This window comes from Qipengyuania mesophila (genome assembly GCF_019711655.1).
Taxonomy (GTDB): Bacteria; Pseudomonadota; Alphaproteobacteria; order Sphingomonadales; family Sphingomonadaceae; genus Qipengyuania; species Qipengyuania mesophila.
In genome coordinates, this window is record NZ_JAIGNU010000002.1 from 224,467 (window position 1) to 237,357 (window position 12,891).

The following is a 12,891-nucleotide window of genomic DNA, read 5'->3' on the forward strand; positions in this document are numbered from 1 at the left end:
CGGTACCCCGCCGGGGTCATGATGAAGCTCGACAATCTGCTCTGCGTCGTCACCGGCGGCGCGCGCGGCATCGGCCGCGCCGTATGCCAAGCCTTCCTGGCCGAGGGCGCGCGTGTCGTGCTCACCGATATCGACGAGGAGGCGGGCAGGCAGGCCGCCGCGGAGCTCGGCTGCGAATGGCACCGGCTCGACGTCGCCAGCGAGGCCGGTTGGGACGCGCTCGCCGAGGCCTTTCCCGCCATCGACGTGCTGGTCAACAATGCCGGCATCACCGGCTTCGAGGACGGCCCCGCCGCGCACGACCCGGAGAACGCCAGCCTCGCCGAATGGCACCGGGTCCACGCGGTCAACACCGACGGCTGCTTCCTCGGCTGCCGCTATGCCCTGCGCGCGATGAAGGCCAAGGGCACCGGCTCGATCATCAACATGTCCTCACGCTCGGGCCTCGTCGGCATTCCCGGCGCGGCGGCCTATGCCGCGAGCAAGGCGGCGATGCGCAACCACAGCAAGTCGGTCGCGCTCTATGCCGCGCAGCAGGGCTGGCAGATCCGCTGCAACTCGATCCATCCCGCCGCGATCCTGACCGAGATCTGGGAGCCGATGCTGGGCGACGGCCCCGACCGCGAGGCCAAGATGGCCAGGCTCGTCGCCGACACGCCATTGAAGCGCTTCGGCACGGTCAAGGAGGTCGCCGCGCTGTGCGTCTTCCTCGCGAGCCCCGAGAGCGCCTATATGACCGGCGCCGAGCTCACGCTCGACGGCGGGCTGCTCGCGGGCAGCGCCGCCTCCCCGGGCTAGCCCGGAAGATCCCCGAAATCGGTCAGTGCGGCGTCGCGCAGGCCGCGCCAGACATTGCGCGCCTGGACGGTTTCCGGGACGTCGTGGACGCGGTGGAGCTGGACGCCCGCGCGCATGCCCTCGAGCGCCAGCGCGAGGCTGCCGCCGAGCCGGTCGCCCGCCTCCGCCTCGTTCGACAGCGCGCCGACCATGCGCTTGCGGCTCGCGCCGAGCAGCAGCGGGTGGCCGAGCGCGTGGAACAGCGGCAGCGCGTTGATCAGCGCGAGATTGTCGGCGAGGCTCTTGCCGAAACCGATGCCCGGATCGAGCAGGATCTTGCCCGCCGCAATCCCGGCCTCGAGCGCGGCATCGCGGCGCGCACGCAGCGCGTCGAACACGTCGAGCACGACGTTGTCGTAGCTCCCGCCTTCGTGGAGGTCCTCGCCCGCGGCACCGGGCGCATGCATCAGCACCACGGGGCAACCGGCGCGCGCAACCACCTCGGCGCTGCGCGGATCATGCGCGAGGCCCGAGACGTCGTTGACCAGATGCGCGCCCGCCTCGAGCGCGGCCTCCATCACCGCGGCCTTGCGCGTGTCGACGCTGATCGCCGCGCCCATGCCGGCGCAGGCTTCGATCGCGGGCACGACGCGCGCGATCTCGTCGCCTTCCCACAAGGGCTTGGCTCCGGGCCGCGTGCTCTCGCCGCCCACGTCGATGATCGCCGCCCCCGCCTCGAGCATCGCCGCGGCATGCGCGCGCGCGCCGTCGGGCCCGTCATGCGCGCCGCCGTCGCTGAAGCTGTCGGGGGTGACGTTGAGAATTCCCATCACCTGTGGCTGGTCGAGCCGCACGGTCCGCGCGCCGAGTTCGAGCGGCGGATGCGCGAGCGTGAGATTGCTCCATTGCGCCTCCGCATCGGCGCCGCAGCCATCGGGCAATTGCCCGAGCACCCCGGCCATGGTGTCGGGCGCGGCGAGCCAGCGTTCGGCGACCACGCCGTCCCTGCGCAGGATCACCGCGAAGCGGCTGGCATAGGCCATCCCGCCGGCGAGGCGGACGGCATTGCCGTGCTCGCTCTGCGGGCCGGGCACGAAGCCGATCGGGCGGATATAGGCCTGCTGGATCATTGTTGGAGCGCCCCGGGGCAAGTCCCGTGACATGGACCGGGTGTTACACGGTCCGGGCGGACAAAAGCCGGGGGCCGAATTCCGGCCGTCCGGAGGTGCGGGCTGGTGGCAGGCGAGCGCGAGGTCATGCGCACAGGTGTAGCGCCGCAAACCCGTGTAGGACAGCGGCTCAGGCCGGCTTTTCCTCGCCCTTCTCGGGCGGCAGGAAACCGCGCGAGAGCACGAGATAGAGCTTGTCGCGGCAGACCATGCTGCCCGCCCAGTCGCCGATCAGAGCGGTGGCGAAGAGCGGCAGGATCACATGGCTCGATCCGGTCGCCTCGCTGAGGATGATGACGGCAGTCAGCGGCGCGCGCACCACGCCGGTGAAATAGCCCGCCATGCCGAGCAGCACGATCACGCCCGCCTGGTCGGCCGGGAACAGCGGGGTGAGCAATTGCCCGAAGCCCGCCCCCGCCGCCAGCGAGGGTGCGAAGATGCCGCCGGGAATGCCGCTGGCGCTGGTCGCCAGCGCGGCGACGAACTTGGCCGGGCCGAACCAGTAATCGCCCTTCTCGCCTTCGAGCAGCGCGGTGGTCGCCTCGTAGCCGGTGCCCGCGGCATTGCCGTCGGTGAGATAGATCAGCAGTCCGACGAGCGTGCCGCAGGCCAGTGCGGTGACCATCGGCCAGCGGTCGAGCAGCGGCGCCCAGCGCCCGTCGGGCCCGCGCAGCATCAGGAACAGGCGCGAGAACAGTCCGCCCAGCACCCCGCCGATGAGCCCGGCAAGCGGCGCAGCCACCAGCACGCTGGTAATCGGCAGGCTGCCGTCGAGCAGGCCGAAATAGACATAGTCGCCCGCCAGCCCCTGCGCGGTCAGGCCGGCGATCATCACCGCGCCCATCACCAGCACCGCGAGCCGCTGTTCATAGGCGACCGCGAGTTCCTCGATGGCGAAGGCGATCCCCGCGAGCGGGGTGTTGAAGGCCGCCGCAACGCCCGCCGCGCCGCCCGCGATAACCACGCCCGGCGTCACGCGCAGGCGGAAGAGCCGGTGGACCTGGACCATGATCGCGCCCGCGAGCTGCACCGTCGGCCCCTCGCGCCCGACCGAGGCCCCGCCCAGCAGCGCGACCACGGTGAGGACGATCTTGGCGATCGCCGCGCGCAGCGACAGCAGCGCCCGCGCGGTGCGCCCCATCGGCTTGCGGCTCGCCGCCATGACCTGCGGAATGCCCGATCCGCGCGCCTCGCGGGCGAAGCGCCGGGTCAGCACGGAGACCACCAGGAAGGTCAGCGGGGTGAGCACCAGCGGCAGGTACACATAGTCCTGCCGGACCGAGAGGAAGAGCGCCTGCGCCGCGTCACCGAGCCGGGCGAAGAGCAGCGCGGCGAGCCCGATCAGCACCGCCGAAACGAGCATGGCGATGCGGCGATGCCAGTCGTCCGCCCTGACCAGTTCCTGCGGCATCTTGCCGGAGAGGAATTCGGGTCTGCGGGGAAGGAGCGCCATCGCGGCGCTCTCTATGGCGATGGCGATGGGGAGTCGAGGGGAGAGTGACGGTTAGAGGTGGCGATCGAAATCCATGCGATGATGCAGCACGCGAACGATCAGCACCGCGTCCGCATCCGCCCGATAGAACACCACATGCGCCTGCTGCCGGATGCAGCGCAGGCCCAGTGCGAGCTCGTCGGCACTGCGGCCGAGCATGGGATTGTCGACCAAGGAATCGAAGCAGCGTTGGAACTGGTCGCGGTATTTTCTCGCCTGTTCGACACCGAAGGCAGCAATGGTGAAGTCGGCTATCCCGGAAAGATCGTCTGCTGCCTTTCCACTGAGACGAAGCCTACGCGCCAACTGCGCCGGCCCGATCCTCCGCCTCTGCCCAGATCGCATCGAGCGACCGATCCGAAAGGTCGCTTTCCAGCCCCTCGGCAATCGCCTGCTTCAGCCCAGCAAGCTTCGCCTGCGCTTCCTGATCGCGGCGCACGAGATCGCGAATGTATTCGCTGTCATTGGTGAACGCCCCTCGCGCGATTTGCCGCTTGATCCAGGCATCCTGCGTATCGCTGAGCGTGATGGTCTTGCGGATGGTGGGCATGGGTTGCTCCTTTGCGGAGCAAGGTATCATACTATTGGTGCACAAGGCAACGGACAGCACGTAAGTGCGGGTGTCCCAACATTCTTAAGGTTCAGATACTTGTGCCGATATCGTGGGTGCGGCTGCCCTAGCTTAGGCGATGTGACCGTCGCGCAGTAGCGGAGCCAATCGCGAAAAGTATTCAGAAATCGCCCATGCTTTCGATTCCAGCTCCGTCTGTCGAGATAGATTTGGAATGCTGAAGCCAGCTTTCTGATAGGCGATCAAGAGTGAGAAAGCCTCACTGACTATGTTCGCCATAGGGTCTAATCTTTCTGCAAGAACGAGCGAGTTCTTGTGCTCATTGAGGCGCCGGACGATGAACATCCCTCTTGTTGCCAAATTCGCAGCTTACTCTTCGATGGTGGGCCTAGAAACTGCTCTTGATGACCAGCCGCTCGCGGCGATGGCACGGCCCACTTGCGGAGCGAATGAAATCAGCAATATGATTGCGATGGTCCACACTAGTGCCGGATGAAATACGAGATTCTCGGTGGCAGCCGCTGCTTTCTGCCATCCGATAACTGAGAGCCAATGGCTGATGTTCGACGTGGCTTCGTCCGGGCCAACGCCCGCTGCAAAGAGCAATACGGCAAGTATTACTCTGACGCTCCAGATAGCGAACTTGCGCACTTCGGTTTGCACCTTAAGCAAGCGGCAAGACCTCGTCGACCCAGTGGTGTGCCAATGGGCCCAAACGCCCCTCAATCCTCCACCGCCAGCAAATACAGCTGCCGCGCGGCGTCGATCGGCTTGACCTCGCCGCCGTTCTCGTAGTGCCAGAAGGTCCAGCCGTTGCAGCTGGGCGCACCTTGCAGCTCCTTGCCGAGGCCGTGGATGCTGCCGGTCTGCTTCTCACAGGCGAGCGAGCCGTCGGCGCGCACGGTGGCGACCCAGCGGCGCTTCTTGTCGAAAACCTGCGTGCCCGGCGCGATAAAGCCGTTCTCGACCAGCGAGCCGAAGGCGACCTTGGGCGCGGCCTTGCGGCTCTGCATGGTGGTGAGTGCGCTTTCGTCGAGCGGCAGCTCCTTCTCGATCCGCTTGTAGGCGGCATCGCGATAGACGGTCTCGCGCTCGCAGCCGATCCATTCGCGACCCAGGCGCTTGGCCACCGCACCGGTGGTGCCGGTGCCGAAGAAGGGATCGAGCACCACGTCGCCGCGCTCGGTGGTCGAGAGCAGGACGCGGTAGAGCAGCGCCTCGGGCTTCTGCGTCGGGTGGACTTTGTGCCCGCCCTCCTTGAGCCTCTCGCCGCCGTTGCAGATCGGCAGGACCCAGTCGCTGCGCATCTGCAATTCGTCGTTCAGCGTCTTCATCGCGCGATAGTTGAACTGGTATTTCGCCTTCTCGCCCTGCGAGCACCACAGCAGCGTCTCGTGTGCATTTGTGAAGCGCGTGCCCTTGAAATTGGGCATGGGGTTCGACTTGCGCCAGACGATGTCGTTGAGGATCCAGAAACCGAGGTCCTGCAGGATCGCGCCGACGCGGTAGATGTTGTGGTAGCTGCCGATCACCCACAGCGCGCCGTCGGGCTTGAGCACGCGCTTGGCCTCGGTCAGCCAGTCGCGGGTGAAGGTGTCGTAGAGCGCGAAGCTGTCGAACTGGTCCCAGTGGTCGGTCACCGCATCGACATGGCTGCCGTCGGGCCGGTTGAGGTCGCCGCCGAGCTGGAGGTTGTAGGGCGGGTCGGCGAAGACGAGATCCACGCTGGCATCGGGAAGCGAGCGCATCGCCTCGACGCAATCGCCGTCGAGGATGCGGCCGAGCGGCAGCAGTTCCTTGGGCGTTTCCGCGGTTTTCACAGTCGCTTTCGCGCGACTCTTCGTGGTCGTGATGACCCCCATCATATGCTTCCCTGTCCTGAGTTATCCACAGGGTGAGTCGAAACCGAGGCGGGGTCAAGCACGAAAATTTCGACGCCTTTCCAATATCTGGACCAGCGCAGAGAGAACAGAAGGTGTCCGCCACAAGATATTGAGTCTGCATCGAATCCGGGGACTCAAGATCGTGCGGTGTGGCGCGGAGGACTCTATCGGATCGCGATTGCGGCCAGGATTAGGTGCCTGTGGCGATCTGTGCTATCCGCTCCGTCGCTATCTGTCGCAATCGATGGCTCTGGGTGTCCGATAGCACCGGCACCCGCTCCCTCCTTTCCGCCTCCTAGCCGCAACCGCGCCACGTGGGCCCGATTGCTTTGCTAACCGAAAGGAATTGTCATGAAACTGAGCCAGCGTCTCGCCACCTTCTTTCGAGCTTCGCGGCTCGATCAGGATCGAGTCAGCGCAAATGATTCGCGACCCTGGGTCGCAAGCGGAGACGACTTCGACCGCCAGATCGCCGAATGGACCGAATTGATCGAGGGCGGCGTTCCGCCCGCCTCGCTCGACGCACCAGCGAGTCCGCGAAACGACAATCATTGCGAATGATCATTAGGTATTGTGCCCGCTGCATGCTAATGCCGCTGCGCTGACGTCGAAATTTGCGACGGACTTCGGATTTTGCCAACCGCCGCTTGCCTTCATTGGCCCCGGCGCAAACCAGACGACGACTTCCTTTCATCGGACGATTTGACGCACGACCACGCCGCATGTCGCGGCGCGGCAACCCCATGCGTTCTTGAAAGGAACCATCATGAGCAAGACCGGAACCGTAAAGTTCTTCAACACCGACAAGGGCTATGGCTTCATCCAGCCCGACGACGGTTCGGACGACAGCTTCGTCCACATCAGCGCCGTGCAGGCCGCCGGCATGCACTCGCTCGATAAGGACCAGCGCCTGAACTACGAGGTCGAGACCGGCCGCAATGGCAAGGCCAGCGCGGTGAACCTCTCGGCCGCCGACTGATTTTCGCCGCGCGCCGCTTCCTCCTCGGATGGCGGCGCGCGGTATCCTCAATATCTTGGCGGAGCACGCAAATGGTAAGCCAGACTTACGAATTCTATGCAGCCCGCGCGCAAGAATCCGCGGCCGAGGCCGAAGCGGCGACGCTCGACAACGTGCGTGAGCGCGCGCTGCGATCGGAAGCCACCTGGCAGACGCTGGCGAAGCAGGCGCGCGATGTCGCCAACCAGCGGCGCAAGCTCGAAGAGCAGAAGGCTGCCGAGCGCGAGAGCGCCGCTTCCTAGGCCGCTTCTCCAGCGAACAAGTCGACCTGCGCGACCGGTGCGAAGCTGCGCCGGTGGAGTGGCGTCGGGCCGTGCGTACGAAGCGCGGCCATATGTTCCGCCGTGCCGTAGCCCATGTTGCGATCCCATCCGTAATGCGGGTGCGCCTCCGCCGCCGCGCGCATCAGCCGGTCGCGGTGCTCCTTGGCGAGGATGCTCGCCGCGCCGATGCATTTCTCCTTGCCATCGCCCCCCACGATCGGGCGCGCCTGCGCCCAGCGCCAGTCGGGATGGCGGCCATGCGGGGTCATATTGCCGTCGATGAGGACTTGCGAGGGCTCGCAACCGAGCGCCTCGACCAGCCGCGCGACGGCCAGCGTCATCGCCAGCATGGTCGCCTGGAAGATGTTGATCCGGTCGATCTCCGCGGGCTCGACAACCGCCAGCCCCCAGCCGCAACGCGCACGGATCTGCGGCTCGAGCTCGGCGCGTCTTTTCGACGAAAGCCGTTTCGAATCGTCCAACCCGGCAGGGCATGGCTTGCACAGCACCACCGCGGCTGCAACTACCGGTCCGGCCAAGGGCCCGCGCCCCGCCTCGTCCACGCCGATGATCAGCGGCGCGGCACCCAGACCTGTCTCGGGAGTTGCACTCAACATGACCCATTTTCCGCAGTTCGCCGCCACCCTAGCGCTCGCCATCGGCCTCGCAAGCTGCGGCAATGCCGCGAGTGTGGATACGCAGCCCGTCTCTTCCCCGACCGTGACCGATCCGGCCCCCTTCGACGGCGACTTCGCGATCGAGGAGATCGGCAGCTACGCCGAACCCTGGGCGGTGGCGGTGATCCCGGGCACCGAGATCGTCGTGGTCACCGAAAAGGCGGGCGGGCTCAAGGGCTATGACGCCGCCAGCGGCAAGGCGTTGTTCTTCACCGGCGCCCCGCGGGTCGATTACGGCGGCCAGGGCGGCATGGGCGACGTCGCCTTCCTGCCGTCCGAAGCCGGCGCTCCGCTGTCGGGCCGCGCGATCTATCTGAGCTGGGTCGAGGCCGGGGAGAACAATACGCGCGGCGCGGTGGTCGGGCGCGGCACGCTGTCGTGCGAGGATCACCAGACCTGCGCAATCGAAGGGCTCGAGGTCATCTGGCGGCAGGACAAGGTGACGGGGCGCGGGCATTATTCGCATCGCATCGCCTTCAGCCCCGACGGCCAGCACATCTTCGTCGCCAGCGGCGAGCGGCAGAAGATGGAGCCGGCGCAGGACACGACCAACAATCTCGGCAGCATCGTCCGCCTCGATCTCGACGGCACGCCCGCGAGCGACAATCCGCTGGCCGGGCAGGACGGTGCTTCAGTCGACATCTGGAGCTGGGGCCACCGCAACATCCTCGGCCTCGCCTTCGATGCACAGGGGCGGCTGTGGGACATGGAACACGGCCCGCGCGGCGGCGACGAGCTCAACCTCGTGCGGCAGGGCGAAAACTACGGCTGGCCGCGCGTCTCGGACGGGATGCATTACGACGGCACCCCGATCCCCAACCACGACACCAGCGATGCCTATGCGCGTCCCGCGATCACCTGGACGCCGGTCATCGCGCCGGGATCGATGATCTTCTATCGCGGCGCGCTGTTCCCGGGGATGCAGGGTGACGCGCTGATCGCAGGCCTGTCGTCCAACGCGATCATCCGGGTCGAGATCGACGGCGAACGCGCGCGGGAAGTCGCGCGCTATCCGATGGGCGCGCGCATTCGCGGCGTCACCGAAGGCCCCGACGGGGCGCTGTGGGTGATCGAGGATGGCGAAGGCGGGCGCTTGCTGAGGCTCACCCCGGGCTAGATAATTTTGATCGACTTGAACCGGTCGCGCCCCTAATCGGCGCGCGCCCATGGCCACGCTCGTCCCCCTTGCCGCGATCGACCCGCACTTGGTCGAAGACCTGCTCGACACCGCTTTCGGTGAAGGCCGTCACGCACGCACCGCCTATCGCATCCGCGAAGGCATGGACTGGCTCGAGGCGCTGAGCTTCGCCGCACTCGACGACGAAGACTATCTCGCGGGCACGATCCAGTGCTGGCCGGTGGCGCTGACCGATCCGAAGGGCCGTGCGCATCCGATGATCATGGTCGGCCCGGTCGCGGTGATGCCCGGGCGGCAGGGCGAAGGCTTCGGCAAGGCATTGATGGCCGCCAGCCTCGGCGCGATCGATGCCGGCTTCGACGGTGGTGCCGCACCGCTGCCGCAGGTGATGATCGGCGACCCCGACTATTACGACCGCTGGGACTTCACCGCCGCCCACACCGGCGGCTGGCACTGCCCCGGCCCCTTCGAGCAGCACCGCCTGCTGGCAAGGTCCGGCAATCCGGCGATCCTGTCTGCCGAGGGCATGCTGGGGCCGTGGGCAACCTCCCCCACCGGGGGAGGGGGACCGCGAGACGCGTAGCGGCTCGGGGTGGAGGGGCACGTGCCCCGATCCGGACCTCCGAGCTCTTGAACTATCGACAATGCCCCTCCACCAGCTGCGCCGGTCCCCCTCCCCGGTCCGGGGAGGATTGAGTCCGCCTCTCCCATATGCCATCGCGCTCGCCGTGCCCTACACTCCGCCCCCCGAACTCGCCGGCATGTCGCTCGCCCAGATCGCAGAGGCGGTCGCCGCGCGCAAGCTACCCCCGGTGGAGCAGTGGTCGCCCGACAATGTCGACGAGAGCCACATGCGCATCGCGGCGGACGGGACCTGGTACCATGAAGGCTCGCCGATCAAGCGCCCCGGCATGGTGCGCGCCTTCGCCGGGCTGCTGAACCACGAGGAGGACGGCAGCTACTGGCTGGTCGTTCCCTACCAGAAGCTCAGCATCGAGGTCGAAGACGCCTGCTTCATCGCCACCGATGTCAGCGAGACCGAAGGCGACCTCGCCTTTCGCCTCAATACCGACGAACTGGTGGTCGCCGGACCCGACAATCGCATTCGCGCCGCGGGCGATCCCGACCAGCCCGCCATCTACCTCCATGTCCGCCGGGGGTGCGAGGCGCGGCTCAACCGTTCGACCTACGAACAGCTCGCCCGCATCGCCCTCGCGCGGGGCGACGACTGGACCGTAACCAGCGGCGGCGAGACCTTCTCGCTGCTGCCCGCATGAGTGCCGTCTTCGACCGGCTGACGCAGCTCTTCGAGCACGGCCACGCACGCGATGTCGCCGATCTCATGTCAGATCGCCGCTTTGCGGACGCCGAACGCACCGCCGATGCCGCCGTGCTGATCGCGGTCACCGAACAGCCCGATCCGACCGTGATCCTGACCCAGCGCCCGCGCACGATGCGCGACCATCCCGGCCAGGTCGCCTTCCCCGGCGGCAAGCTCGACCATGGCGAGGACGCGGTGCAGGCGGCGCTGCGCGAGGCGTGGGAGGAACTGCACATCGCGCCCGAACAGGTGCGCGTGATCGGCACGACCGACCGTTACCAGACGGGCACCGGCTTCGACATCACCCCGGTCCTCGCCACCGTGCCGCCCGACCTGCCGATCCGCCCCGATCCGCGCGAGGTCGAAAGCTGGTTCACCTGCCCGCTCGACAAGCTGATGGATGCATCGCAATGGGGCCGCAACGAAGTCTTCTGGAAAGGGGCCATGCGCGAATATCTCGAGATGGATCACGAGGGGTACAGGATCTGGGGCGTGACCGCGGCGATCTGCTGGAACCTGTCGCGCCGTATCGCCTGGCTGGAGCCGCGCGGATGAGCGAACGCCTGCCCGAGACCGAGTGGACCCGGCGCAAGAGCCTGGCGAGGCTGGTCGCGGCCCTTGGGGTCGAGGACATCCGCTGGGTCGGCGGCTGCGTCCGCGACACGCTGCTCGGCTACCCGGTGAACGATATCGACGCGGCGACGCGGCACCTGCCCGCCGCGGTGATCGACCGCTGCAAGGACGCCGGCATCCGTACCATACCTACCGGTATCGATCACGGCACCGTCACCGCGATCCTCGAGGACGGCAATGTCGAGATCACCACGCTGCGGCGCGACGTCGCGACCGACGGGCGGCGCGCGACCATCGCCTTTTCGGAAGAATGGAAGGACGATGCCGCACGGCGCGATTTCACCATCAACGCGCTCTATGCGCATCCGGAAACGCTGGAGATTTCCGATTATTTCGGCGGTCTCGACGACCTCGCCAAACGGCGCGTGCGCTTCATCGGCGATGCCGCGACCAGGATCAGGGAGGACCACCTGCGGATCCTGCGCTACTTCCGCTTCGCCACCCGCTTCGGCGACAGCTGGGACGACGAGGCGAGCGACGCCTGCAGCTCGCTCGCCCCGACGCTGAAGGGTCTCAGTCGCGAACGCGTGGGGTGGGAAATGCAGAACCTGCTTGTCCTGCCCGATCCGGCCGCAACGCTCGCCAGGATGCGCGAACTCGGCGTGCTGAAGGAGGTGCTGCCCGAGAGCGGCGCGCGCGAGGTCGAACAGCTCGCCACGCTGATCGAGGCGGAAAAGGCAGCAAAGATCGATCCCGATGCGATGCGCCGCATGGCTGCGTTGCTCCCCGCGATCCCGCCGGTGGCGGAGGCGGTTTCGGCCCGGCTGCGGCTGTCGCGCAGCCAGCGCGACCGGCTGGTGTGCGTCGCCAGGCGCGACATGCGCGATGGCGAACATCCGCAGGCGCTCGCCTATGAGGTCGGCCGCGACTGCGCGATCGACCGGCTGCTGCTCACCCATGCCGATCCGGCACCGATCCGCGAGTGGGAAGCGCCCGTCTTTCCCTTGAAGGGCGGCGAGATCGTCGCTCGCGGGGTCGGCAAGGGGCCCGAGGTCGCGCGCATGCTGCAGCGCATCGAGAAACGCTGGGTGGCCGAGCAATTCCCCCCGCGCGAGCGCGTCGAGCAAATGCTCGATGAAGAGCTCGCAGCCCGCTGAACGGGTGTCACGGAGCATCTTCAGCCTGGCTTAAGGTGCAATGCAGCATAAGGGGCTCGCGGTTGCAAAAAACCGCAACCCGTGAGATAGAGCACCCCGTTCTCTCAGGGGGACTTGCGGGTGGCGCTGATTTCCACTCTCGCCCGCTCTTTCCAGTCCAGTCGGTTCGATCGCGCGTTTCGCGTGTGGGAGAGCCGCGTGTTTCGAATAATCAAGTCTTGGAGTTGCCACATGAAAACCGCGAAGCTGGCGCTTGCCGCCATCGCTCTCACCACCGCCGCCGCCATGCCGACCATGGCCGCCGCACAGGAAGCCTCGGCTTCCGTGACTGCCGGCGCGACCGTTTACGGCAATGACGGTGCGGAAATCGGCACGCTCGAACGCATCGAAGGCGAAACCGCCATTCTCGTCGTCGACGGCATGAAGGCGCCGGTTCCGGCCAATGCCTTCGGTACCGGTGAAAAGGGTGCGACGCTCAACGCCACCAAGGCGCAGATCGTCGGCATGCTCCAGGCTGCCAAGCAGCAGGCCATCGCCGCGCGCGACGCCGCGCTGGTCGTCGGCGCCGAAGCCATGACCGCCCAGCATGCGCCGCTCGGCACCGTGCTCGAAATCAACGGCAACAACGTCATCATCGCTCGCGGTGGCGACGAAGCCAACAAGATCACCCTGCTGCGCGAACACTTCGCGGCGGACGCCGACGGCATGCTGATGGCGCTGCTGACCAACGCCCAGATCGACGCTGCCATGGCCGCCCAGGCCGGCGCACCGGCGGGCGGCACCGGCGAGTAATACGCCTTACCCTTGGACGGGTCGCACGAAGGCCGGGGACGAGCGATCGTCCCCGGCCTT

The 12,891-nt window shown here is 67.0% G+C and carries 17 protein-coding genes; 10 read left to right on the forward strand and 7 right to left on the reverse strand.

The window, feature by feature from the left end; translation table 11 throughout:
• The first annotated feature begins 18 nt into the window (after nucleotides 1–18).
• Nucleotides 19–798, forward strand: a complete 780-nt coding sequence (locus K3181_RS10780) for an SDR family oxidoreductase (protein WP_221603113.1) — start codon at nucleotides 19–21, stop codon at nucleotides 796–798.
• Here the strand turns inward: K3181_RS10780 and folP are convergent.
• The 6 genes from folP to K3181_RS10810 form a co-directional block, all read right to left on the reverse strand.
• Entirely contained in the window at nucleotides 795–1,907 is a 1,113-nt protein-coding gene (gene folP / locus K3181_RS10785; RefSeq protein WP_221603114.1) for a dihydropteroate synthase, read from the reverse strand. The genes K3181_RS10780 and folP overlap by 4 nt on opposite strands.
• Nucleotides 1,908–2,076: 169 nt before the next feature.
• Nucleotides 2,077–3,399: a chloride channel protein gene (locus K3181_RS10790; protein ID WP_247715073.1), complete on the reverse strand. Its 1,323-nt coding sequence runs from the start codon at nucleotides 3,397–3,399 to the stop codon at nucleotides 2,077–2,079.
• A gap of 51 nt (nucleotides 3,400–3,450) precedes the next feature.
• Entirely contained in the window at nucleotides 3,451–3,744 is a 294-nt protein-coding gene (locus K3181_RS10795; protein WP_221603115.1) for a type II toxin-antitoxin system RelE/ParE family toxin, read from the reverse strand.
• Nucleotides 3,734–3,988 carry a type II toxin-antitoxin system ParD family antitoxin gene (locus K3181_RS10800; protein ID WP_221603116.1) on the reverse strand — a complete coding sequence of 85 codons (255 nt, stop codon included), beginning with the start codon at nucleotides 3,986–3,988 and terminating at the stop codon, nucleotides 3,734–3,736. The genes K3181_RS10795 and K3181_RS10800 overlap by 11 nt, the downstream gene beginning before the upstream one ends.
• A gap of 390 nt (nucleotides 3,989–4,378) precedes the next feature.
• Entirely contained in the window at nucleotides 4,379–4,672 is a 294-nt protein-coding gene (locus tag K3181_RS10805; protein ID WP_221603117.1) for a hypothetical protein, read from the reverse strand.
• A 59-nt stretch (nucleotides 4,673–4,731) separates the two neighbouring features.
• Nucleotides 4,732–5,871: a site-specific DNA-methyltransferase gene (locus K3181_RS10810; RefSeq protein WP_221603496.1), complete on the reverse strand. Its 1,140-nt coding sequence runs from the start codon at nucleotides 5,869–5,871 to the stop codon at nucleotides 4,732–4,734.
• A gap of 372 nt (nucleotides 5,872–6,243) precedes the next feature.
• Here K3181_RS10810 and K3181_RS10815 point away from each other — a divergent pair, with 372 nt between their 5' ends.
• The 3 genes from K3181_RS10815 to K3181_RS10825 all read left to right on the forward strand — a co-directional run bounded on the left by K3181_RS10815 (nucleotide 6,244) and on the right by K3181_RS10825 (nucleotide 7,152).
• Nucleotides 6,244–6,453 carry a hypothetical protein gene (locus K3181_RS10815; protein WP_221603118.1) on the forward strand — a complete coding sequence of 70 codons (210 nt, stop codon included), beginning with the start codon at nucleotides 6,244–6,246 and terminating at the stop codon, nucleotides 6,451–6,453.
• 205 nt (nucleotides 6,454–6,658) lie between these two features.
• Nucleotides 6,659–6,871: a cold-shock protein gene (locus K3181_RS10820; protein ID WP_221603119.1), complete on the forward strand. Its 213-nt coding sequence runs from the start codon at nucleotides 6,659–6,661 to the stop codon at nucleotides 6,869–6,871.
• 71 nt (nucleotides 6,872–6,942) lie between these two features.
• Nucleotides 6,943–7,152, forward strand: coding sequence for a hypothetical protein (locus K3181_RS10825; protein ID WP_221603120.1), 210 nt, complete (start codon nucleotides 6,943–6,945; stop codon nucleotides 7,150–7,152).
• On the opposite strand, the gene K3181_RS10830 is transcribed toward K3181_RS10825, so the two are convergent.
• Nucleotides 7,149–7,790, reverse strand: coding sequence for a ribonuclease HII (locus K3181_RS10830; RefSeq protein ID WP_221603121.1), 642 nt, complete (start codon nucleotides 7,788–7,790; stop codon nucleotides 7,149–7,151). The genes K3181_RS10825 and K3181_RS10830 overlap by 4 nt on opposite strands.
• Between K3181_RS10830 and K3181_RS10835 the strand changes: the two genes are divergently transcribed.
• The 6 genes from K3181_RS10835 (at nucleotide 7,789) to K3181_RS10860 (ending at nucleotide 12,831) form a co-directional block, all read left to right on the forward strand.
• On the forward strand, nucleotides 7,789–8,967 hold the full coding sequence (locus K3181_RS10835) for a PQQ-dependent sugar dehydrogenase (RefSeq protein WP_221603122.1): 1,179 nt from the start codon (nucleotides 7,789–7,791) through the stop codon (nucleotides 8,965–8,967). The genes K3181_RS10830 and K3181_RS10835 overlap by 2 nt on opposite strands.
• Before the next feature lie 49 nt (nucleotides 8,968–9,016).
• Entirely contained in the window at nucleotides 9,017–9,571 is a 555-nt protein-coding gene (locus tag K3181_RS10840) for a GNAT family N-acetyltransferase (RefSeq protein WP_221603123.1), read from the forward strand.
• A 145-nt stretch (nucleotides 9,572–9,716) separates the two neighbouring features.
• Nucleotides 9,717–10,265, forward strand: coding sequence for a DUF1285 domain-containing protein (locus K3181_RS10845; protein WP_221603124.1), 549 nt, complete (start codon nucleotides 9,717–9,719; stop codon nucleotides 10,263–10,265).
• On the forward strand, nucleotides 10,262–10,864 hold the full coding sequence (locus K3181_RS10850) for a CoA pyrophosphatase (protein WP_221603125.1): 603 nt from the start codon (nucleotides 10,262–10,264) through the stop codon (nucleotides 10,862–10,864). Before K3181_RS10845 ends, K3181_RS10850 begins: the two co-directional genes overlap by 4 nt.
• Nucleotides 10,861–12,039 carry a CCA tRNA nucleotidyltransferase gene (locus K3181_RS10855; protein WP_221603126.1) on the forward strand — a complete coding sequence of 393 codons (1,179 nt, stop codon included), beginning with the start codon at nucleotides 10,861–10,863 and terminating at the stop codon, nucleotides 12,037–12,039. Before K3181_RS10850 ends, K3181_RS10855 begins: the two co-directional genes overlap by 4 nt.
• A gap of 231 nt (nucleotides 12,040–12,270) precedes the next feature.
• A complete protein-coding gene (locus K3181_RS10860; protein WP_221603127.1) occupies nucleotides 12,271–12,831 on the forward strand; it encodes a hypothetical protein in 561 nt (186 codons plus the stop codon).
• The last annotated feature ends 60 nt before the right edge of the window (nucleotides 12,832–12,891 follow it).

Bases quoted from the DNA above. Each gene is read 5' to 3' on its own strand.
- K3181_RS10820 (WP_221603119.1), top strand. From the start codon at position 6,659: ATGAGCAAGACCGGAACCGTAAAGTTCTTCAACACCGACAAGGGCTAT.
- K3181_RS10810 (WP_221603496.1), bottom strand. From the start codon at position 5,871: ATGGGGGTCATCACGACCACGAAGAGTCGCGCGAAAGCGACTGTGAAA.
- K3181_RS10825 (WP_221603120.1), top strand. From the start codon at position 6,943: ATGGTAAGCCAGACTTACGAATTCTATGCAGCCCGCGCGCAAGAATCC.
- K3181_RS10780 (WP_221603113.1), top strand. From the start codon at position 19: ATGATGAAGCTCGACAATCTGCTCTGCGTCGTCACCGGCGGCGCGCGC.
- K3181_RS10855 (WP_221603126.1), top strand. From the start codon at position 10,861: ATGAGCGAACGCCTGCCCGAGACCGAGTGGACCCGGCGCAAGAGCCTG.
- K3181_RS10860 (WP_221603127.1), top strand. From the start codon at position 12,271: ATGAAAACCGCGAAGCTGGCGCTTGCCGCCATCGCTCTCACCACCGCC.
- K3181_RS10800 (WP_221603116.1), bottom strand. From the start codon at position 3,988: ATGCCCACCATCCGCAAGACCATCACGCTCAGCGATACGCAGGATGCC.
- K3181_RS10815 (WP_221603118.1), top strand. From the start codon at position 6,244: ATGAAACTGAGCCAGCGTCTCGCCACCTTCTTTCGAGCTTCGCGGCTC.
- K3181_RS10840 (WP_221603123.1), top strand. From the start codon at position 9,017: ATGGCCACGCTCGTCCCCCTTGCCGCGATCGACCCGCACTTGGTCGAA.
- K3181_RS10835 (WP_221603122.1), top strand. From the start codon at position 7,789: ATGACCCATTTTCCGCAGTTCGCCGCCACCCTAGCGCTCGCCATCGGC.
- folP (WP_221603114.1), bottom strand. From the start codon at position 1,907: ATGATCCAGCAGGCCTATATCCGCCCGATCGGCTTCGTGCCCGGCCCG.
- K3181_RS10830 (WP_221603121.1), bottom strand. From the start codon at position 7,790: ATGTTGAGTGCAACTCCCGAGACAGGTCTGGGTGCCGCGCCGCTGATC.
- K3181_RS10850 (WP_221603125.1), top strand. From the start codon at position 10,262: ATGAGTGCCGTCTTCGACCGGCTGACGCAGCTCTTCGAGCACGGCCAC.
- K3181_RS10790 (WP_247715073.1), bottom strand. From the start codon at position 3,399: ATGGCGCTCCTTCCCCGCAGACCCGAATTCCTCTCCGGCAAGATGCCG.